The 18,854-nt window shown below is 61.7% G+C and carries 23 protein-coding genes; 5 read left to right on the top strand and 18 right to left on the bottom strand.

Annotated features, from left to right (window positions below; translation table 11 throughout):
* Positions 1-4: 4 nt before the first annotated feature.
* The 8 genes from V5F77_RS04350 to V5F77_RS04315 form a co-directional block, all read right to left on the bottom strand.
* Positions 5-2,296 (bottom strand): portal protein, encoded by a 2,292-nt coding sequence (locus V5F77_RS04350; protein WP_429004105.1) that lies wholly within the window; start codon positions 2,294-2,296, stop codon positions 5-7.
* Complete coding sequence (locus V5F77_RS04345; protein ID WP_429004104.1) at positions 2,289-2,714, bottom strand: hypothetical protein; 426 nt, start codon at positions 2,712-2,714, stop codon at positions 2,289-2,291. The genes V5F77_RS04350 and V5F77_RS04345 overlap by 8 nt, the downstream gene beginning before the upstream one ends.
* 6 nt (positions 2,715-2,720) lie before the next feature.
* Positions 2,721-2,897 (bottom strand): hypothetical protein, encoded by a 177-nt coding sequence (locus tag V5F77_RS04340; protein ID WP_429004103.1) that lies wholly within the window; start codon positions 2,895-2,897, stop codon positions 2,721-2,723.
* Positions 2,894-3,103 carry a hypothetical protein gene (locus tag V5F77_RS04335; RefSeq protein WP_429004102.1) on the bottom strand — a complete coding sequence of 70 codons (210 nt, stop codon included), beginning with the start codon at positions 3,101-3,103 and terminating at the stop codon, positions 2,894-2,896. The genes V5F77_RS04340 and V5F77_RS04335 overlap by 4 nt, the downstream gene beginning before the upstream one ends.
* Positions 3,100-5,445 (bottom strand): hypothetical protein, encoded by a 2,346-nt coding sequence (locus V5F77_RS04330; protein WP_429004101.1) that lies wholly within the window; start codon positions 5,443-5,445, stop codon positions 3,100-3,102. The genes V5F77_RS04335 and V5F77_RS04330 overlap by 4 nt, the downstream gene beginning before the upstream one ends.
* Positions 5,442-5,642, bottom strand: a complete 201-nt coding sequence (locus tag V5F77_RS04325; protein WP_429004100.1) for a hypothetical protein — start codon at positions 5,640-5,642, stop codon at positions 5,442-5,444. The genes V5F77_RS04330 and V5F77_RS04325 overlap by 4 nt, the downstream gene beginning before the upstream one ends.
* A complete protein-coding gene (locus tag V5F77_RS04320; RefSeq protein WP_429004099.1) occupies positions 5,639-6,115 on the bottom strand; it encodes a helix-turn-helix domain-containing protein in 477 nt (158 codons plus the stop codon). The genes V5F77_RS04325 and V5F77_RS04320 overlap by 4 nt, the downstream gene beginning before the upstream one ends.
* Positions 6,116-6,344: 229 nt before the next feature.
* Positions 6,345-6,932, bottom strand: coding sequence for a terminase small subunit (locus tag V5F77_RS04315; protein ID WP_429004098.1), 588 nt, complete (start codon positions 6,930-6,932; stop codon positions 6,345-6,347).
* A 537-nt stretch (positions 6,933-7,469) separates the two neighbouring features.
* Between V5F77_RS04315 and V5F77_RS04310 the strand changes: the two genes are divergently transcribed.
* The 5 genes from V5F77_RS04310 (at position 7,470) to V5F77_RS04290 (ending at position 9,077) form a co-directional block, all read left to right on the top strand.
* Complete coding sequence (locus tag V5F77_RS04310) at positions 7,470-7,667, top strand: hypothetical protein (protein WP_429004097.1); 198 nt, start codon at positions 7,470-7,472, stop codon at positions 7,665-7,667.
* A 109-nt stretch (positions 7,668-7,776) separates the two neighbouring features.
* Complete coding sequence (locus tag V5F77_RS04305; RefSeq protein ID WP_429004096.1) at positions 7,777-8,097, top strand: DUF6874 family protein; 321 nt, start codon at positions 7,777-7,779, stop codon at positions 8,095-8,097.
* A 4-nt stretch (positions 8,098-8,101) separates the two neighbouring features.
* Complete coding sequence (locus tag V5F77_RS04300; protein WP_429004095.1) at positions 8,102-8,371, top strand: hypothetical protein; 270 nt, start codon at positions 8,102-8,104, stop codon at positions 8,369-8,371.
* Positions 8,368-8,571: a hypothetical protein gene (locus V5F77_RS04295; protein ID WP_429004094.1), complete on the top strand. Its 204-nt coding sequence runs from the start codon at positions 8,368-8,370 to the stop codon at positions 8,569-8,571. The genes V5F77_RS04300 and V5F77_RS04295 overlap by 4 nt, the downstream gene beginning before the upstream one ends.
* Before the next feature lie 77 nt (positions 8,572-8,648).
* Positions 8,649-9,077 (top strand): hypothetical protein, encoded by a 429-nt coding sequence (locus V5F77_RS04290; protein WP_429004093.1) that lies wholly within the window; start codon positions 8,649-8,651, stop codon positions 9,075-9,077.
* Between the two features lie 52 nt (positions 9,078-9,129).
* Here V5F77_RS04290 and V5F77_RS04285 read toward each other — a convergent pair whose 3' ends face one another.
* The 10 genes from V5F77_RS04285 to V5F77_RS04240 all read right to left on the bottom strand — a co-directional run bounded on the left by V5F77_RS04285 (position 9,130) and on the right by V5F77_RS04240 (position 18,822).
* On the bottom strand, positions 9,130-10,161 hold the full coding sequence (locus V5F77_RS04285; protein ID WP_429004092.1) for a Rha family transcriptional regulator: 1,032 nt from the start codon (positions 10,159-10,161) through the stop codon (positions 9,130-9,132).
* Between the two features lie 1,107 nt (positions 10,162-11,268).
* Positions 11,269-13,659 (bottom strand): hypothetical protein, encoded by a 2,391-nt coding sequence (locus V5F77_RS04280; RefSeq protein WP_429004091.1) that lies wholly within the window; start codon positions 13,657-13,659, stop codon positions 11,269-11,271.
* A complete protein-coding gene (locus V5F77_RS04275; RefSeq protein WP_429004090.1) occupies positions 13,659-13,985 on the bottom strand; it encodes a helix-turn-helix domain-containing protein in 327 nt (108 codons plus the stop codon). Before V5F77_RS04275 ends, V5F77_RS04280 begins: the two co-directional genes overlap by 1 nt.
* Positions 13,985-14,188: a hypothetical protein gene (locus V5F77_RS04270; RefSeq protein ID WP_429004089.1), complete on the bottom strand. Its 204-nt coding sequence runs from the start codon at positions 14,186-14,188 to the stop codon at positions 13,985-13,987. The genes V5F77_RS04275 and V5F77_RS04270 overlap by 1 nt, the downstream gene beginning before the upstream one ends.
* Before the next feature lie 158 nt (positions 14,189-14,346).
* On the bottom strand, positions 14,347-16,032 hold the full coding sequence (locus V5F77_RS04265; RefSeq protein ID WP_429004088.1) for a DEAD/DEAH box helicase: 1,686 nt from the start codon (positions 16,030-16,032) through the stop codon (positions 14,347-14,349).
* Positions 16,026-16,358 carry an HNH endonuclease gene (locus V5F77_RS04260; RefSeq protein WP_429004087.1) on the bottom strand — a complete coding sequence of 111 codons (333 nt, stop codon included), beginning with the start codon at positions 16,356-16,358 and terminating at the stop codon, positions 16,026-16,028. The genes V5F77_RS04265 and V5F77_RS04260 overlap by 7 nt, the downstream gene beginning before the upstream one ends.
* Entirely contained in the window at positions 16,355-16,525 is a 171-nt protein-coding gene (locus V5F77_RS04255) for a hypothetical protein (RefSeq protein ID WP_429004086.1), read from the bottom strand. Before V5F77_RS04255 ends, V5F77_RS04260 begins: the two co-directional genes overlap by 4 nt.
* Complete coding sequence (locus V5F77_RS04250; protein ID WP_429004085.1) at positions 16,522-17,556, bottom strand: oxidoreductase; 1,035 nt, start codon at positions 17,554-17,556, stop codon at positions 16,522-16,524. Before V5F77_RS04250 ends, V5F77_RS04255 begins: the two co-directional genes overlap by 4 nt.
* Positions 17,549-17,728: a hypothetical protein gene (locus V5F77_RS04245; protein WP_429004084.1), complete on the bottom strand. Its 180-nt coding sequence runs from the start codon at positions 17,726-17,728 to the stop codon at positions 17,549-17,551. Before V5F77_RS04245 ends, V5F77_RS04250 begins: the two co-directional genes overlap by 8 nt.
* The gene (locus V5F77_RS04240) at positions 17,725-18,822 is read right to left on the bottom strand and encodes a hypothetical protein (protein WP_429004083.1); all 1,098 of its coding nucleotides are present in this window, start codon (positions 18,820-18,822) and stop codon (positions 17,725-17,727) included. Before V5F77_RS04240 ends, V5F77_RS04245 begins: the two co-directional genes overlap by 4 nt.
* Between the last annotated feature and the right edge of the window lie 32 nt (positions 18,823-18,854).

The following is an 18,854-nucleotide window of genomic DNA, read 5'->3' as shown; positions in this document are numbered from 1 at the left end:
GTTCTCACATGCTCGGGGGTTGCGTCTGGGGTTGCTGCTGCTGGGACGTGTCAGGTGGCGGGGCCGCTTGCTGCTGGGCAGCGGCTTGCGCCTGCTCGGCCTGTTGTTGCTGTTGCGCGGCGGCCATGAGGGCGGCCTGCGTATTCTCGTCTTCGGTGCGCGAGACAAAGCCGGCCTCGTGCAGCACGCCATCGGCCACCGGGGCGGCGGGCGGCGCAGAGAGCATCATCAGGGCGGTTTCGAGCGCGGCCTTCTGGCTGGCGACGTTGGCCCCAGCCATGGTGGCGAGCACCGCCTTCGCGTCGGCCCCGGTCTTGGCAGCCTGCGCCGCCTTCTGCTGGGCGCTGGCTTCCTTCTCGGCGATCTGCGCCATGACCATGCGCTTCTGCATCTCCGCCTGCTCGGCTGCCGCCTGGGCCTTTGCCTGCTCTTCTGGCGTCGGCTCCTCGGCATCGGGATCGCGCATGCCGGTCTGCTCTCGGATACGGCGCACCATCTCGTCGCGGCTGGAGATGTCCATCTCCTCAACCAACAGGTCGAGCAAGATCAGAGCGATCTGCGGGGCAACCGGGGCAAGCTGCTGTAGGAGCGCCAGAAGCTCTTCAGTCTGCGCCTGTCGAACAGATGCCCGCCAGTCCGCCTCGCTGATGATGTAATCCGCCTTTGTGCGAACGATGTCGTTCTCCGGCATTCCATCATTGATGGTGACGTATTCCGGGGTACCGCGCATGTTCGTGATGCGGAAGCTTTTTTCCTCGGTGAAATACTGCTCAACAAGCGAAAGCTGCTTTTCGCCGTGGATTTGCTTCGCGAAGCGCAGGTTGTCGAACGGCCCAGCCGTGGCCATTGATCCTTGGTTCTGCCGGGCCTGGATCGCCACTCCGCTCTTGGCGTTGGTCGTGCGTCCCATCAACTCGTCGGTGACGCCGCTCTGAGATTGCAACATCAGGATCGAACGCGACATCATTTCCAGATTGGCTGCGCCCAGCTCGCGGTCGGCGTTAATAGTCAGTTCCTTGCCGGACTTCTTGACGATGATCGCGTCCGGGCGAGCCACCTCTTCGGCAAACTCGTCCAAATCATCCACAGCACCTTCGTCCATGATGACCTTGTTCATGGACAGGATTGCGAGCGCCTTCGCGGCGCGGCGGTTTATGTCCTGCTGAATGTCCTTGGCGCCACGGATCATGCCGTAGGGCATGCCGTCGCGCCCCCGGCGCTTGAACCAGATCGGCGTGAAGGGGAAATTGTTGTGCCGGTACGGGCTTTCGCCCAGGTAGAGGATCGACTTGGTGGTCATGAGGGCGACGTGCATTCGCATCATGACCTTTTCGACCACAATGGACTGGCCCGACTGAACGGCTTCGCGGTGGTTGTCCGCGTGCGGGTCGAATATCTCTCCGCTGAAGTCTCCGCCGCGTATGCGCTTGACCCGCGTCGGCATGCGGAACCACATCTCGATCAGCCGGACGCGGCGGCGCGCATAGGCGAAGGCCGATGAGGTGAGCGAGGTCGTGCTCATGAGGTAGTCCTCACGAGAGTCCGACGCCTCGTCCCCATCTATCAGGTCGTAGCCATAATAGGGGCCGTTCACTACGGCTTCTTCAATGGCGCCTACCCGGCTCGGCACCAAGGCTTTCGCCACATCCTCGTCCACCCACTTGAAACGGTCGATGTAGCGTGCGTCGCTCAAGTCCATCTCGGTGCCGGCACTGTCCCAGAGGATGTTGCGCCAGCTTTCGTAGCGGTCATATACCGGCTCGCCGTCGTCATCATCTTGAACGCCGCATTCCAGCCACCCGACGCCGACCTTCACAGCATCCTCGAATGCGCGGCTCGTGTGGAACGGAGTGCGGTTCACGTCCGAAAGGTACTTTAGAAGCTCGCTCTTGCGCTGCGCTGGCTTGCCAGCGTCTTTGCGACGGGGCAGCACCTTGAAGTCGGTTCTCCCCCGCTTCTCGGTGCCAAGCACCCAATCGATCATGCTCGAAAGGACGTTGTAGACGAGCGGTACCTGCCCGCGGTCCCTCACATCCTGGGCATCCTTCGGGTCCCATTGGATGTTGTCGTACATGTCCTCGTCTTGTTCCTGCTCGGCGCGGTTGGGCTGCTGTCGCGCCAGTTCATTCTCATGCCAGCTCATGAGCCGGCCATGCAGCGCCATCATGTCGGGGCCGTCGAGGCGATTGCGCTTGAGGGATGGGCCGGTGTCAGCGGGGAGGCGCGCCTCGGGGGTGTCGTGTTTGACGCGCGCGTCCCGAAGGTCCATCGCGCTGGTCTGATGATCGTCAAACATTCTCGGTCACCTCGCTGTGGTGCTGGCGCCCGTGCTCGTCGGTGCGGATGATGTCGGCCACGGCAACCTTGTCGTCGGGCTTCGGCGGCATGCAAATCAGGTCGCCGATGTGGTCGCGGATGATCGTGGTGATGCGCATGCAGGTCATCGGATTGTGCGGCGAGAGGCCCAGGCTCTCCGCGAACATCCGGGAGATGCGGGCGGCATGGCGCGGGGCGCCGGTCTCCGGCGCCCACTGGAAGGCAGTCGCAAGCGGCACGACGCAGGGCGTCACGCGGACTTCGCCAATGCGGAAGGTGGGCATCAAGACGAGGGCGGGACGCCGATCCTTGCCGAACCACGTTCCGTAGAGCGTGATGTCGCCATAGGTCTTCTGAAACTGGACCTTCGTCAGGTCGAGGTCGTATCGTGGGACCATCTCGCATCACCTCCGGTGCACACGTTGCTTGGGAGGCTCGCGGCCCATCCAATTGGTTCTGAAAGCGCGCAGTTGCTCGATTTCGCTGAGCGCGCGCTGGGCAAGCGACCGCTGCTCCGTAGGGGCTTTGGAGTCGGTCATGACGGCCTGGAGGTCGTCCATGATGTCGCGAGGCGCGTTCATGGCCGCACCCCGTCCTGCGCCATGCGGGTGAGCATTTCGGCTATCGCCTGGGCAGTGAATTCTCCGTCACGAATGCCATCTGCGATTTCGATCACCGACATGTCGTCGGGCTGCTCGCGGATGGCGCGACGGAGGTCGGGTGGCAGGCTATCGAAGGCGGCAAACTCCTGCGCCCGCTTCTTGGATGAGGTGGTCTGAGTGGTCATGCTGCCATCCCTCGTCTGCGCTTGGGGCGCTGGCCCGCGCGCACGGCGGGCTCGCTCCATCCCTGGGCGAATTGGCGGAAGGCGTCGGCGGCCTCGGTGTGGACGTCCTTGCGGTGCTGGTCCGTCCAGTTGGCGAGGCGCGCGTTCCATTCCTTGGAGTACATCGCGAGGTGTTCGAGGCCGGCTTTGCAAAATACCTCGTCGAACCAGCACTGCCCGAAGATGTCGCGGACCATCTGTCTGCCGTGCTGCACCTCGTCCACGACCGGGACTATTTCCCAACGCCATCCGGGCGTCAGTTCGGCAAGCATCTCCTCGGGCGACGCGACACGGTGGCCTTGCTGTCGCTTGGCCGTGGCGTCGTGCGGCAGATAGTGCGTTCCCCAGACGTAGCCGAGGTCCTGCAACGCCTTGATCGTGGTGCTGTAGGGCTCGTCCCAATTTTCGATGAACCCGATGAAGCGATGCTCCTGGCCGACCTTCTGGTGCAGCCAAACGGCGGTGCCGTCGTGGGCGCCGATGTCCCAGAACGTGTTGACCGGGACGTGCTGCACCAAAGGAACTTTTCCGATGCGTCCGTCGCGGCGGGCCTTGGCAAGCTGGATCGCGTAGTATTTTCCCTCGGTCGAAATCTGGAACGCTTCATCGGGAGTGGAGGGGTACTCCTGCCACATCTTCTCGGGATCGCCGGAGAAGTCCGCATCCCGCGTGGCGACATACCAAGCCCGCTTGCGCAGGCTCAGCGTCACCATCATCTCGCCTTCGATCTTGTCGAAGTAGGTGTGGTCCTTCGCCGTCATGACGACGAGGAGCGGGTCCATCTCGTATTCGGGGTTCGCCCACCACGCGAAGAAGTGGAAGCGATAGTCGCGCGGCGTCAGGTCCTTGGCCTGCTGGTGCAGTGCCTGGGCCTTCTTGGTCATATTGTAGAACTCGCCGGCCTGACCTTCAGCAGTGCTCTCGATTACGGCTATGCCGTCCAGGGGCACGGCGGGCAATGAGCCTGTGACGACTTCGTTCGCCTTGTCGGGATACTTCGCGCATATCTTGCCGTATTCGCTGACCAGCAGGCGGTGAATGGTGCCTGACCGCATGGATGTCGCGACGCGCACGGACGAGTTGTTGTGACCAAATAGAAGCTCGGTGGCGCTGTCCCGCGCGAGCGGCATCGTCCCGCGAAGGTGGTCCGGCAGGTTGTCGTAGGCGAACTTCACCTTGTCCCTGAAGATTGCCTCGGCCGCCTCACGGTCCTGGGCAATGACACCGCAGCGCTGGTCGCTGTTGAACAGGGCGTGATCCAGCCAGAGGATGCAGATCAGCGTCGTGTTGTGCGAGACGAACCCTTCAGCAATGTAAGTCCCGGTTGATGTTTGAAGATCAACCATGTCCTGCGTGCCAAGCGGTTCGATACTGACGATGGTGGACCAGCCGACACCGCCGTTCCGCTTGCCGGGTAGTTCGCGCCCCTCCCAGAAGCGATTGCCGATGAACCGCGTCGGCCGCGTCTGGCCAACAAGCCGGAACATCTCGTCCATGCGGCAGATGACCAACTTCGGAACGGGAACGCGGCCAAATTTGCTCGGGCGCTCAGCCACGTCATCTTCGACGCAAAAATTGTAACCGCACTCACGGACATATCGGACGAGCCTGTCCCACACCGGGCCATGGCGTTGGCTGACGTTGATCGAGGCAGCAACATTGCGTTTCGCCGTGGACCCTTCGCCGTCGAGCATGCCACCGAACCACCCATCTTCGGCAGCCGCGTCGTCCCATGGCTTGGTGATCCATCGAACCTCAACTCCGGGCTTCAGCCGCCCCTCTACAACGTTGCCGGTGCCGGAGATGCTGCGCCATTTCGGCTGCATGACACCGTTTCGCGAAAGCCACGGATGCTGATCTGTGCAGACGACAGTTCGCCCGTCATCGAACGTGATGCGATGCGCCATGCGCTTGACGATGGCCGTGGCCTGAACGGTCGCCGTGCGCATCTTGCGCGCCGATCCTCGTCCTCCTGGCGGGTGCTCATCAACCGAGACCACCTCGTCTTCTGCCTTCAGGCTGTCGATCCGCACCCATCGAAGATCGGCCGTGAGCACCCGCGTGGAAGGGTCGAGACAAAATCCGAGCTGCCGCGCCTTGAGGATGATGTTCCGATGCCAGAGCGAGGCGAGCAGACGGCGCTGGGCACGGTTGGGCTTGAACCGGATGCGTGTGCCTTCGCCAGTGTCCGACTTGACCATGATCCAGTAGAGTTGTCCTGAGCACAGCCGCCACATCGGATCGGCAAGGCACTTCGCCATCGCGTCATCGGAATTTGGGATGAAGTCGTGGGGGATGCTCATTCCGCACCCTCCGCAGGCATGACGCGGCCGTTCACCCGTTCCCGGCGGTCGCCATACATTTCGCCGATGATATCGGTCGTGCGCGGGAATGTCTTGGCGCGATGCCCACAGCGGTCGCAGGCATAAATCCTCACGTCCACCATGGAGACCGAGACACTGCCGCACTGCGGGCACTGGCGACGGAAGAACGTGCTCATACCGGCACCTGTTCGAAAGCTTGCGTGGGCTGATCAGATTGACAGGTATGACGATCCCCTCGACGGAGCCCGATCTGATCTTTCGCACCGACCCCCACGCTGACCGGCAGGACCCACCCCGCCGAGGTGTTCGCGATTGGATTGATGATGGTTTCGAGGCCACGGCCCCAACGGGTGACCACGCTGACGCCCAATGGCTTCAGGGCGCGCCGAACCGGGACCAAGTTGATATCGATGATCTTTTCGAACGGGCCGCCGTCCTCGCGCTCGCCGTACATCGCGTCGAACAGGTCCGCGCGGCTGACGACTTGCCCATTGGCACCGAGCAATAGCATCGCAAGGCGAAGACGGATGGGCGACAGATGCGCGATGCGTTGACCGCGGATGATGCAGCACGGCCCGAGGGCGATCACGATGGTGTCGGGATCGCCGGGGAGCGGGGAGGCGATCTTGCGCAGGATGATGGAGGTCACTTTGAGCCTCCGAAATCGTAGACCGGCTTCAGCTCACGGGTGGACGTGGCCCAATGCCGGCACGCTGAAGCGCCCTCGGACACCGCAGGGCCGCGTTTCGCCATCATCCGGGCGAACTGTGCGCATCGGCGATCTGCCGGCCTGTGGTGCTCGCAGGAGCCGCAGGTTTCGCCCTGCGGTCCTGTGCCTGCGAAGTGCGCCATGCCGGGGATGAGGACAGGATCGGCCATCACATACCCCCATCGTCGGGGAGCGGCTTGGCGATGGGCTTGACTGCGCTGCCCTGGATGCTCTTGACCAACAGCGTCAGCGGGTTCTCGACGTCGCCGGCGACTTTGATCTTGTCGTTCAGCATGCCCAGGTGGCGCATGAGGAGCGTGAGCGCGCCGATCTTGTCGGAGAGCTTGATCTTCTTCAGGTGCCCGACGAAGTTGCCCTCCGCGTCGACCTGCTCGGACACTTCCAGTCCGGCAATGGCGGCTCGCGTTTCCGGGTCCATATCGGCCAGGGCCTTCAGCGATCCGTCCTCGGCGAACGCACCGGAGATGTCGAGGAACGCAAGGCGACCGACTTCGCGAAGCACACGGTCCTGTGTGATCTCGGTTCGGGCCTCGCGCTCACGCATCGCGGAAGCAACGGCTTCCTTAACGCTTGCAATGGCTAACATCCGAGCTGCCTGCTCGTTCGCCGTCTTCGGGCTGTAACCAGCGCGAATGGCGGCCTGCGTTGCATTCAGGTCGATCAGGTACTCGCGCACGAACACGGCCCGCTTGGTCGAGATGCCGAAATTTTCGGGGGTGTTGTGTGGGCTAGCCATGGTTGCGCGCTGAAAACCTGAAATTTTGTTCAGGCGAACATTGGCTGAGTGGCAAAAACCAAGCAACAGAAAAATATTATCGCAAATCGAAAGGCTTTTGCTTATCGAAAAACTTATCGATACGTCGAGTTCTCAACTATATACACAATTTCAGTGTGAAATAACGGCTGATAACCGATCGAGCGATTAAGACCTCCAATACAGAGGGTAGCCCATTTCGCGCAATAATATTTCAATTATGACACTGCTCCGGTTTTCACCACTCAATCGCTTAATCGCTATAAATCATATATATATGTATGTAATATATAGAGAAACGACTGAGACGTCGATTGTGGATTGTAGCCGTCCGGGGAGAACAATCGACCGTCGATTGAGACTAAATTCGTCGATTGTGGATGCGGTTTGAAAGGCCATCCCACTCGATCGGTCGGGCACCCAACAGTGAAAAGATTTTAGATTTTCGAAAATTTTATTGCATTACTTTTCAGAGTTGAGTATTGATGGGTGCAGAGAGAAAACGGAGCACCGGCCGACATGAACCCCCACGTCATTTGTCCCATCGACCCCGACGCGATCCTCGCCAGCCTGTTCGAGGGCGAGGCGGTGAGCTGCGAGACCTACGCCACAGTGGCGTGCGCGATCATCGCGACCCAGCCCCGGCACTGGCTGGGGCTCGACTACCAGATCGAATGCCTCGACCACGCGGTGCGATCCGGCATCGTCTTCGGCTGACGCCAGCCCATGTCGCTCCCACCACGGGCGGCATGATCGGGCGCCTACCTAATAGCCCACCAACACCCACCACACCGCATTGAACGCCCTTCGGGGCGAAGGAGGACACATGACCGCTATCACGAAAATCAGCTTCGAGCGCACGCCAGAGGACGATGTGTTGATCCGAAAAATCATAGAGCGGGCCGCTGATTTAGGCATCATGACGAAACGCGCTAAGAGCCTGGAATACTGGAAGGATTGCCAGCAGAGGTGGATGGACCTCGTAGCCACCCATGCCAATGGCTGCCCGATGGACTTCGAGCGGCTCCTGGCTGCCGACGACTTCAACTTCACCCACGACTTCACCGGCATCGTCAACTGCCTGGACCGCACCACGGGCCGGCTTGGCAACAGCTTCCACCCGCGCTTCGCCCGGAAGGAGGGCTGAACAGATGAAGTGCTACGAAGTCCATGAAGGACAAGATTATACCGTTGTTCTCGCCCCTGGTGAAACGACAGACTACGCCACGGCACATTTTGCCGAGGCCGATAAGGCGCGGAAATTTGTGCATGCGATGAACCTTTACGCCGAAATGCTGAAGGCGCTGAAGCGCGCCCATTTTGTGATGGAAAGCCCGATCATCGCTCATCTGGTCAACGGCGCAGGGACACTCGACTTGGTGCGCGAGACCATCGCGAAAGCGGAGGGCGCGAAGCCATGACACCTCCATACCCAGCCGGCACCCGCATCCGTGCAGAGTGCACCGAATACGTCCTCACGGGCGAACTGATCGACGACATCACGGACTTCGACGGCAAGTTCCGCGTACGTGACGACGAAGACGGCCGCGTGCGCACCCTCAATGGGTGGCTCTGGATCATCTACATCGAAATCAAGGACGAGGAGGGAAATCAGCCATGACCGCCGCTATTACTACCCTCCCCAGGGGGCGCCAGCGCGCTCCCCAGCCGGCTCCTGCGCCCGCGGTGCGGCCGACCATGCGCAAGAAGCTCCGGCTCCAGCGTTCGGCTTCCGTGGGCGCTGCGAGCGTCGCCGTGGTGCTGACGGGGCTGTCCCTGTCGCATCTCTCGCACGGCATCCACATCGTCACCCAGGCGAGCGCCGTCGAATGCTGGGCCATGGCCATCGGCATCGACATGGGCTTCCTGGCGGCTGAGGCCGCGATGCTGTGTGGCAGCACAGAGGCCGTTCGCAAGAAGGTCTGGCGCTATGCGGGACCAGCCATCGGCGGCACGCTGTCCATGTCGAGCGCGCTCAACGCGCTCGCGTTCGTCTCTCAGGCGCTTCCGATCCTGCCATATCAGGTGTCGGCCGCTGGCCTGGGCGTGTCGATCCCCGCTCTCATCTATGCCCTGGTGCGCATTGCCTTCGTGCTGTGGACGGCGGGGGGAAGCCCGGAGCAATAAAAAAGCCCTGCCACCACGGAGGAGGCAGGGCTGCAATCAAGTCAAACCAAAGCTACGCCCGGCTGGGCCTGGAATGGTGCGCCTGGACGCTCGCTGGAAGCTGTCCGCCCATGGCGCTGAGAGCATCGCAGATACCGTCACCCATACGGGTAACCATGCGGGCCTGCGCTTCACAGATCTTGGCCCCCTTGCTGTCGCTGGGCACCCAGGAGGAAATCAAGTCCACGGCTTCCTGCATGAGGCGGACATGATACAGGGCACCTGACAGGCTCGTGGGCGCCTGCTGCGCGATCAGCTCTTCAATGGACGTGATTGCCGCATCACGAGCCTCTGGCGAGCCGTCAGCGCGAAGTGTGGCCTCTGCCGCCTGGGTTAGGGGCAGAACCGGGCATGGCACCCTTTGCGGCTGTGCGGCGAGGGGGACATTATCCGTCACTGGCGCGGGCCACGGGGCCTGGCGGAGGAAACTATAAGGGGCGTCGCTGTCGGCCCGCGACAAAGCCAGCCACCCCTCTGGCGTAGTCATGCGAATGAAATAGGGGGCTGAGCCCTGTATGCCTACCGATGCCCTGAATTCAACCAGCGCGCCGAGGCGAATAAGGGTCTCGACGGCGATCGAGGCTTGCAGCCGCGGGTGATAGGTCGAGAAGTGGTCGATCACCTTGTTCTTGCGAGCCTGATGTCCGTCAACCAAGGCCATATGCTCTAGAACCAAGCGCTCCAGCCTGGAGAGCGGAAACGGCTGCGGAGAGGGCTGAGCAATCCGCGCCTGCTCAGCCGCCTCAAGCTCCATCCACCGGTCAATGATCCGAGCGCGCAGATCGACGCTGTAGCCCGAAATGAGGATCAGGCACTCGCGCTTGGGGAGGCGGAAGACGGGGTAGCGCTGCCCGTTCTGGGGGTTCTGGGGGGTGTCCTCAAATTTGAGGACACCCCCTTCTTTCAGTGTTTCCAACATTTCGCGGATGTCCCGCATCACATTATCGTGGCGCTTACCGGTCAACTCGGCGATATCCAGACTTGACATGGTCATCGGTTCAGTACCGGGCAGGGTCGTGGTATTGATTGAAACAGCCTGAAGCATGGGTTCTGTCCATCGCTTGGGGTTAGGGCCGAGGCTTGCGTTCCAGCGCTTGCTTCGGCCTGATTTCTATGGTTGCATAAATAAATGAGCGCGACAACAGAAAAAATGCAACCACAAAAGAGGGGGCGCGGCCGGCCCGCGACCGGCAAGGGTGTGCCTGTGCAAGTCCGGCTACAGCCACACGACCTCGCGCTGATTGACGCTTGGATCGCTGAGCAGCCTGACCCAAAGCCAACGCGACCGGAAGCAATTAGGCACGCGATTTCAGAGTTTCTGAAATGAGTTATTTTTGGAATAGTATATTTACTTCCTTGGTCGGCGCTTTTCCGTTGGTAACTCTTCTTTTAATTCAAGCGTTGCGTTCGAAGGATGATAGATATTATCGACTTAGGAATGCATTTTATAAGCACAAGTATCCAAAGCACAGCGTATATGGGGAGGGTAATTTTCAAATATCATATATTCAAAATGGGATTACACATATTTTATTCTTTAAAAGCGTGTCTAAAATGAATGATTTGTTCAAATCGCTGCAAAGTGAACAGAATATTCGTGAATTAAAGAGGGGTGTTTTTTCTGAAGGCGAGATTGTTGAAGACCGTTTTCATTGACTGGCGCGGCCATGAGTCGAGTCCCCGCCGGTTGAGATGCCGCAACGTGCGGTATATGGTGCCGCCCGAATATGCCTGCATGGCACGTCGGCTGGGGGTGGCTATGAAGATCGTTCCGCTTCTTACTTCTGCATTCTTCGCGCTATCCGTCTGTTCCGCCTATGCTCAGACAGGTATTATTGGTCCATCTGGCAAGCCAATGCAGATTTCAAAATGCAGCCAGTCCCCAACAGAATGCTACCAACAAGCAACAAACGCGTGCGCTGGGCCGTATCAGGTTCTTGATAGCTACAGCAAGCCGGGCGGCTTGTTCTCTGACGCTCTTCCGGGGCCTGTGACTTGGTACTATATGACGTATCAATGTGGTCATGGAAACGGCCAGATACCGTCATTCCCTTTTAGGGGGGCAGCAATACGTGCCGCCTCCAGTTATATACAATAAACCAACCACGACTACGTGCCAGAAGAACGGGCAATACATAAATTGTAATTCATATTAACTCCCCGTTCCGTACCAAGTGACTGCCCTTCCGCCTTTCTCCGGCTTGCTTTCCCCAAGCACTACAAGCGCTCCGCTTTCTAAAAGCGACTTCATAGCGTCCTCCAGATCGCGACCCTTCATTCGATGCTTGAGGCGCTGAAGGATCATGCGCCGCGACGCCTTACCCCCGTAATCCTTGACGATGCGCAGGATGCGGTTGGCGTCGGCCTGGGCTTCGGTGTCCGCGATATAGAGGCCGCAGGCGCGCGCCATGTTCACGGACGACCACAGCGCCACCTCCTGGCCCCAGGCCAGATCCTCCTTGGTGAGGGATGGCTTCATCGTGTTTCGGCCCTGGGCGACGATTGTCGCGAGCCTGAGCGCAATTTCTGCCGTGCGGGCGACGAAGGGCTGAAGCTCCTTGTCCCGCCTTCCCAGGCGGATCATGTCGGCTTCCATCGCCTCGTGCTGCAGCTCGATGGTGGGATCACTCCAGGGCAGCACCTCGGGGATCACGGCCGACATGTATGAGAGGATCTGGCTTTGCCGCAGCTCGACGCCGGCACCGTGCAGCATGCGCAAGCGATCCGTGATGGTCTTGGGCACCTGAAAGATGGACGCGGCGGGGCGGACGGGCGCGATCTCCGACACGACGGGCATATAGACGAAGCGGTTGATGAAGCCGTTGATCACATCGCCGCCTTCCAGCGCCGCGAACACCTCCTCGGGGATGCCTGTGCCGTAGATCGAAATGTGCGGCGCGCTGATGCTCGGCCCCTGGCTCGCCGCCTGTTCTTGGCCGGAGAAGAGGTTGTAGTTGACGCCCCACATGGTGCGGAAATGCTTTGTGATCTGGCTTTCCCAGCCACCCGCCTTGCGGCCGTTGATGCGCTTCAGGAAGCTGCCGAACTCGTCCATGGGGCAAACGGCGAGCGCTGTGCGGCGTAGCATGCTGATGACCGCCGGGCCGGACGCGAACTCGTCGGCGCCGACGCACTTTTCCATTCCGGCAGCCATGAGCACGCGCTTTATGCACTGGAGCGGGTGATCCTTGCCGGTTCCAGATGGCGCCAGCGCCAGGACATAGAGCACGGTGGAGGATGTCGTGGGACCAGCCATATAGCGCCCCATGGCCGTCCCCACGATGGTGAGAGCGGCGCCCAGGGCGAGGGTGCGGTTCGGGCGGCGCGCGGTGGCCAATATCCACTCGATGATATCGCCGACGAGACCGGGCACGTAGGTCAGGCGTTCAGGGAACTCTTCGTCGGTGTTGGTAGGGGCGTCGGGGTCGTAAAGCACCTCGCCGGTCTCTTCGTCGTGCACGGTACCGTCGTCATTCGCGGACAGGCGCGCTGCGATCTCCGCGCCCTCGCGCTCCAGCTCCAATCGGTCCTGCCACCCCAGGCTGGACGGGTCGCGCCCCAGGTGGTCGCAGAGCCACAGAGCAGCGTCAGTGGCGTCGGGGGCGCCGCCGTGCTCCATCACAAGGTCGATGGGTGTCCGCTTGCCCGAGCGGGCATCGCCCATGTCCGCGACGCCGAAGTCCACTGCACCCTGCGAAGTGATGGACAGGTCTTCCTGCAGGTCGCGGCCGAGCATCTTGGAGGAGATGCGAAAGCCGCCCGTCCCGTTCTGCCGGCGTGCCGCGGGGAATAGGTGCCCCACCCACATATCGAGGTTGGCAAGCGCCAGGTCATTTACCGTCCGGAAGAAGTCGCCACCGGACGACGGCGCCATGGGCGATGACGTGCGCGCCGCCATAGCCCTGGCCGGCACGGGCAGTGGAGCGGGAACGGGTCGGAACTCAGCGGCGCGCGCGACGAGGGCGGAAATGGTTTGAGCGGCTTCGCGGATCTCGGTCGGAGCGCCCTCGATATGACGGCCGGTGATCGTCAGGTAACGCTGGGCGGCGTAAATCTCGACGTGGGCGGGGTCGCACTTGGTGGCCTTCTCGATGCCGCCGCGTGCAATAAGGCGCACGCCCGTGCCTGAGGGACTCACCTCGGCATAGGTTTCAGCCAGCGCAAGGATGGCGAGCGCCCATGGCTCGATGACGCCGGTCATGGGGTCGCGACACTTATCGAGGTCGATGCCGATGAACGGATCGGGCTCGGTCAGGACGAAGCCGACGCCGGCCATCTCGTAGCGATCTACCGCGGCCTCGGCGCGCTCATAGGTCGACCAGTGCCGCGGCTGGCTATGGCTGGCTCCATAGCCCGACATCGGGTTTATTGGTGGCTTGGTCCACGAGACGCCGGTCTTGGTCTCTTTGCGCTCCCATCTCCAGCAGACCCATTGCCGATAGGAGCGCAATTCGGCAAGCGCCGGCAGATCGGGAAGGCCTTCGAATTCCGACCCGAAATAGGGAATAGCCGTCGCATCAAAATCCAGCCCCAACGACGGCATTACAAAATCTCCAAGCGATACCCGCAGGACTTCACCGCGCTTATCCGCACGTTGAGCGGCGCGCTCTTTTTTCTCAGCCTGGACATTACCACCTTAACAACCGCCTTCGGGTCCTCAGGGCCATGACAATACCCATAAAGCGAATAATAAAGGTCATCATACTTGGATGGGCCGGGAGCCGCGGCACTCAGTTCGTGAAGTAACTTTGCCTCTTGGGGCAAAAGCTTGATTGTCGCGCCGAAGCGCGTTGCCTCGTTGACTTCGAGGCTCACCAGTAAGCCGGTGTCTGGCACTGCCTGCCGGCAGCATGGGCAGATCGCGACCATCAGCGTGCGGGCTCCAGGTTCTGGAGCCGCTCGGCAAGAGCCTTGCCGAAGGTGTCGATGATCGTTTTCGCAAAGATGATGATCTGGACATCATCGAGCTGCGAAACGTCCATCTGCCCTATGCCATGCAGATAAGTGCCGCCTGCGTCGATGGCTTGCGACAACGCATCCTGCTCGTAGCGGTCATATTCGGCGCGGGGCATGGCGATGGCCTTCTTTCCGAGGGGGAGGTGGTTCAAGCAGGACCAGATGATGCGGGGCGGGCGGCCGGATGCCTCAAATCCGCTGCCCTCGTCGCGGCGACGGCACAGCCAGCATGGCCCGCCGCAGTGCGGGACTTTCACGGGATATGAGGGGAGGATCATTCCGCCGCCTCCGCTGCTTCGCGGGGCTCGAATTGATAGCCAACCACCTCCGGGTAGCGGCCGCCAAGCTTCAGGCGGATGGCGACGACCCGCGCCATCTCACCCCTTCGGTCGAGCGCCTCTTCAGCGCTGGTAGGGGCTGGCATCTCTCCGCCCGCCGCGGTCCAGAATTCTATAGCGACGCGGCGGGGGCGCCCCATGTGCCCGAAGCAGAGCCACGACCGATAGGATTTAAGGCCGCAAACGAAATTGGCCGCCACCGACATGGGCGAGCCCTCTTTCTCATGGCTCGCATATCGAACGTCATCGACGGCGATCCACTGCGGCGGGGCCTTCTCCGTCGAGAGGATGGCGACCGCTTCGGCCTGGGCTTTGTGGCGCGCATCCGGGATCGGCCATTCATGGCCGCAATTCTTGCAGGACAACGCCTCCAAGCCATTGAGGTGTTTACATTCCGGGCATTCCTTGGCGCGCACGTCATCCTTCTTGACCTTGATGACCTCCTCATCTTCCTTCTTGCCACTTCCTCCCGCGCGCTTCGGGCGCACAGCATCGATTGGGCCGTGTCGCCGGATGTTGCCGGCATAGTCGAGGATGAGCGCGTTGGGCTTTGGGCCGAGCGCAATGGCGTCGAGGCGGCCTTCGAGCGTGTCGAGGTCGTATCCGGACGCATAGACCACTCGGAAGGCGCGCCCCACAATTTGCTCGTAAAGGCCAGTCGAGAGCGTCGGCCGAAGCATGGCGAGCAGGTCTACGTGCGGCGCGTTGAAGCCGGTGGTGAGCACGCCGACGAAGACGAGGCACCGGATCGACTTGCGTTTGTAGGCCATGATGATTTGGTCGCGGTTCGGCGTTGTGCCGACGACCATCTCGCAGGTGATGCCATGCTTCCGGACGGCATCACGGACCTTTTCCGCATGCGCGACATTCACGCACGAGATGAGCCACCCTTGCCGATCTCGGCCGAGCGCAACGATCTCCGCAACCGCCGCATCAACGATGGAGGAGGCGGCGTCCGCAAGCTCGCTTTCAATAAACTCGCCATCTCTGACGTGGAGCTTGCTGGTGTCGATTTCATTGATCGTCGGCTGTCCGATCAGCGGGGACAGGTACCCTTGCTCGATCAGCTCAAACACCGGTTTTTCGTACACGATGTCGTCGAACAGGCGGTTCGGCCCGACATCCAGGCGGCCTTCCGAAAGCCGATATGGCGTGGCTGTGAGCCCGACGACCCGCATGTCGCGCACCGCCTCCAACAGCTTGCCGAAGAACCGGCCGTACATGGTGCCGGCGTCACGCGGGATGAGGTGGGCCTCGTCCACGATGATCAGGTCGAATTTCCCCAGAACCGCTGTCTTCCGGTGGACGCTCTGGATGCCCATGAACAGGATGCGGGCTTGAAGATCGCGGCGCCCCAGCCCTGCCGAATAGATGCCGAGCGGCGCCTGCGGCCACGCCGTAAGAAGCTCCTGCGCGTTCTGCGCGATCAGCTCCTTCACATGCGTGACGATGCCGATCCGGAAATCTGGGAATGCCTGCAACAACTCCCTGCAGAGAGTGGCGATTACGAGCGATTTGCCGGCCGCCGTAGGGAGCACGATCAAGCCATTTCCGCCGCCTTCCTCCCAATAGGAATACAGGGCGTCGGGGGCCTCGCGCTGGTATGGGCGGAGCTTCAGCATGCTGCGGCCCTCCGCAGGTTTGCGAGGCGCACGTTGGCGGGCTGGAAGCGCGGCTTTAGGTGGGCCGGGTTGCAGCAGCGGCGCACGTTGCATTCGTGGTCGAGCTGCTCACCAGGGCGCAGGAGACGCCCGCCGGTCAGCCGCCAGACCAGCAGATGCACGGCGGTGGTGCGGCCGAGGTATGAGGTGCGGCCGTAGCCGCCACCACGACCAGTTCCGCTGTCGGCGCCTTGCCAGAGCCAGCACCCGGTGATGTCGAGCATAATGCGGCGGGCGACGTGCTCAGGGAGCTTCGCCATCGCCTCGGGGAGGGAGACGTGCTTCATTCCCCGTCCTCCCAATCCTTGGCGGCCTGCTCGTACCCACTCCCGTAGCTGTCCTTGTGGATGTCTTCGACGAGCGACATGATTTCGATGCGCTCAACTTCCGAGGCGCCGAGCTTCCGCAGCTTGTCTTCGATCTGCTTGGCGATGTGCGGAGAGGGGACGGTCATGCCGGCACCCTCCCTTCCGCGCCGTCCACCCAGGTGGAACCGTCGCGCAGGACGTAGGTGACGGTCTCGGCATCGGGGTCGACGTCGGTCTGCTTGCCGGGCACGAGGTCGGGAAGGTAGAGGTGCGCCCCGCAGCCGGCCTTCTGGTCTTCTGCGGTCAGGTCGCGGTTATGCCGGTCGCAGGACCACCGCCCGTCGCCATCCAATTCGGCCGTGGCATGCAGGCATGTCCGGCAGTTGCGGCGCGCCCATTTCCCGTCGTGGCAGACTCCGAAGGCGGGGCAGAAGCCGCATTTGAAAGCAAGTTTGCTGCGGGGATTTTCGTGGAGTTTGGTCGGGAGAGAGTGCGCGGTGACGATGCGCTCGCCCTTGGCGAACAGTCGCGCGGCGTAAACCGGATCGTAGGCAACGCGTTCGATATGAAAGTGGTCTGTGTCCTTCTCGACTGCGACGTAGACCGCTCGCCTGCGCCCGCCAAGATGCATGTAACCTTGCATTTGGGCGTAGTGCTTCGGCTGGGCCTTCTCGACGTTCGAGATTTGCAGCTCTTTGAAATACTTCTTACTGTGCGTCTTATTCTCGAACAGGTGGCCTGTCTTCGGCGCGCCGGGCAGACCCTTCTCAATGTCGCCGTCGAAATGCCCGCGGATATGCCCGCCAACCGTCGATACGCCCCATTGGCGGCCGGTTGCCGGATCAATCTCGTGGATCTGGACGCCGATGGCGTCGAGGTCGGCGATGATCCGCGCTTCCTCGATATGGCCGGTCTCGAATAGGCGCTTCATGCGCCCTTCGAACTCTTCGGGCTCATAGGCCCAACGAAACCCCAGCCAGAGGCGAGCTTCGCAGTCGTCGCCCAGCACAGAGATGCCCAGATAGGTGCGCTCTTCGTCGGCGCGCGCGTCGGCATAGTGGCGGGCAAGCACAGCCATGAAGCGCTCGGACCAGCGCTTGACCCAGGATTTGTCCGCCTGGGCGTAGAGGTCGTAGATCGCCCTGATAACGGGGGAGACGATGCCGAGGTCAGCCATTGGCCGGGCCTCCCGAGCGATCAACCTTGACCTTCTGTATCTGGTAGCCCGGCAACTCCTTGCGAACGGCCATGCGGATGGCATTAGGACTGTCGGCCTGAATGCGTACGGTGCTCCTCTCGCCCGTAGGCGAGAGTACGTGCACCCTGAAGGTGTTGGTTTCGCTGGTCATTGCGCGACCAGCTTTCCGCCACTGGCGCGATACCAAGTGTCCGCGACCAAGCCGTCCTGACCGATGCATCCGGTGGCGAAGCCGATGCACTTTCCCTCGGCGTCGTATTCGGCCAGGGCGATCCACGTGCCGTCAGCTCCCTTTGCACCCGAGTTTTTCCCGGCGGCTGCAATGACCGAAGCCTCACCCTTCGCCTCGTGCTTGGCGTAGTCGCCGCTGGATGCCTGCTTGGCGTAGTCGCCGCCGGATGCCTGCTTGGCGTAGTCGCCGCTGGATGCCTGCTTGGCGTAGTCGCCGCTGGATGCCTGCGTGGCGCCGTAGCCGCCGGATGCCTGCGTGGCGCCGTAGCCGCCGGATGCCTGCGTGGCGCCGTCGCCGCTGGATGCCTGCTTGGCGCCGTCGCCGCTGGATGCCTGCGTGGCGCCGTCGCCGCCGGATGCCTGCGTGGCGCCGTAGCCGCTGGATGCCTGCTTGGCGCCGTAGCCGCCGGATGCCTGCTTGGCGTAGTCGCCGCTGGATGCCTGCGTGGCGCCGTCGCCGCTGGATGCCTGCGTGGCGCCGTAGCCGCCGGATGCCTGCTTGGCGTAGTCGCCGCTGGATGCCTGCGTGGCGCCGTCGCCGCTGGATGCCTGCTTGGCACCGTAGCCGCTGGATGCCTGCGTGGCGTAGTCTCCGCTGGATGCCTGCGTGGCGCCGTCGCCGATGGATGCCTGCTTGGCACCGTAGCCGCCGGATGCCTGCTTGGCGCCGTCGCCGATGGACGCCTGCTTGGCGCCGTCGCCGATGGACGCCACGAGAGCGTTGATTTCGGCAATCAGCTTCGCACCTTGCCGATTTTCGTCTTCGACGAAGGAGTTAGCGACTTCCGCAGGGAATTTTTCCAGATCGCCGAAGAAGCTGCTGGCCAGCCATTTCGCGTCGTCGGATCGACCGTCATCACGGAGCGCGGTCATGACGTCGGTGTAGGAACCACCATCCTTGAACTTGCTGCGAAACCAGTCGCGCCCGCTGCTACAGGCGCCCCACAGGCGGATACGTTCGAGGGTGATCTGGCTGGGATTGGGAGACTTGGCAGGCAAAGAGATATCGTTCATCGTCCGCGTCCTTCGCATGATGTCAGAAATGA

Source organism: Roseixanthobacter psychrophilus (genome assembly GCF_043195195.1).
GTDB lineage: Bacteria > Pseudomonadota > Alphaproteobacteria > Rhizobiales > Xanthobacteraceae > NCEH01.
Note: the sequence above shows the minus strand (reverse complement) of the source record. Positions and strands in the feature narration are given on the sequence as shown.

Excerpts from the sequence above, each read along its gene's own strand:
- V5F77_RS04335 (WP_429004102.1), bottom strand. The coding sequence starts at position 3,103 with ATGACCACTCAGACCACCTCATCCAAGAAGCGGGCGCAGGAGTTTGCC.
- V5F77_RS04310 (WP_429004097.1), top strand. The coding sequence starts at position 7,470 with ATGAACCCCCACGTCATTTGTCCCATCGACCCCGACGCGATCCTCGCC.
- V5F77_RS04275 (WP_429004090.1), bottom strand. The coding sequence starts at position 13,985 with ATGGTCGCGATCTGCCCATGCTGCCGGCAGGCAGTGCCAGACACCGGC.
- V5F77_RS04325 (WP_429004100.1), bottom strand. The coding sequence starts at position 5,642 with ATGAGCACGTTCTTCCGTCGCCAGTGCCCGCAGTGCGGCAGTGTCTCG.
- V5F77_RS04300 (WP_429004095.1), top strand. The coding sequence starts at position 8,102 with ATGAAGTGCTACGAAGTCCATGAAGGACAAGATTATACCGTTGTTCTC.
- V5F77_RS04255 (WP_429004086.1), bottom strand. The coding sequence starts at position 16,525 with ATGACCGTCCCCTCTCCGCACATCGCCAAGCAGATCGAAGACAAGCTG.
- V5F77_RS04315 (WP_429004098.1), bottom strand. The coding sequence starts at position 6,932 with ATGGCTAGCCCACACAACACCCCCGAAAATTTCGGCATCTCGACCAAG.
- V5F77_RS04295 (WP_429004094.1), top strand. The coding sequence starts at position 8,368 with ATGACACCTCCATACCCAGCCGGCACCCGCATCCGTGCAGAGTGCACC.
- V5F77_RS04345 (WP_429004104.1), bottom strand. The coding sequence starts at position 2,714 with ATGGTCCCACGATACGACCTCGACCTGACGAAGGTCCAGTTTCAGAAG.
- V5F77_RS04285 (WP_429004092.1), bottom strand. The coding sequence starts at position 10,161 with ATGCTTCAGGCTGTTTCAATCAATACCACGACCCTGCCCGGTACTGAA.
- V5F77_RS04350 (WP_429004105.1), bottom strand. The coding sequence starts at position 2,296 with ATGTTTGACGATCATCAGACCAGCGCGATGGACCTTCGGGACGCGCGC.
- V5F77_RS04250 (WP_429004085.1), bottom strand. The coding sequence starts at position 17,556 with ATGGCTGACCTCGGCATCGTCTCCCCCGTTATCAGGGCGATCTACGAC.
- V5F77_RS04330 (WP_429004101.1), bottom strand. The coding sequence starts at position 5,445 with ATGAGCATCCCCCACGACTTCATCCCAAATTCCGATGACGCGATGGCG.
- V5F77_RS04305 (WP_429004096.1), top strand. The coding sequence starts at position 7,777 with ATGACCGCTATCACGAAAATCAGCTTCGAGCGCACGCCAGAGGACGAT.
- V5F77_RS04245 (WP_429004084.1), bottom strand. The coding sequence starts at position 17,728 with ATGACCAGCGAAACCAACACCTTCAGGGTGCACGTACTCTCGCCTACG.
- V5F77_RS04340 (WP_429004103.1), bottom strand. The coding sequence starts at position 2,897 with ATGAACGCGCCTCGCGACATCATGGACGACCTCCAGGCCGTCATGACC.
- V5F77_RS04240 (WP_429004083.1), bottom strand. The coding sequence starts at position 18,822 with ATGAACGATATCTCTTTGCCTGCCAAGTCTCCCAATCCCAGCCAGATC.
- V5F77_RS04270 (WP_429004089.1), bottom strand. The coding sequence starts at position 14,188 with ATGCCCCGCGCCGAATATGACCGCTACGAGCAGGATGCGTTGTCGCAA.
- V5F77_RS04260 (WP_429004087.1), bottom strand. The coding sequence starts at position 16,358 with ATGAAGCACGTCTCCCTCCCCGAGGCGATGGCGAAGCTCCCTGAGCAC.
- V5F77_RS04265 (WP_429004088.1), bottom strand. The coding sequence starts at position 16,032 with ATGCTGAAGCTCCGCCCATACCAGCGCGAGGCCCCCGACGCCCTGTAT.
- V5F77_RS04280 (WP_429004091.1), bottom strand. The coding sequence starts at position 13,659 with ATGCCGTCGTTGGGGCTGGATTTTGATGCGACGGCTATTCCCTATTTC.
- V5F77_RS04290 (WP_429004093.1), top strand. The coding sequence starts at position 8,649 with ATGCGCAAGAAGCTCCGGCTCCAGCGTTCGGCTTCCGTGGGCGCTGCG.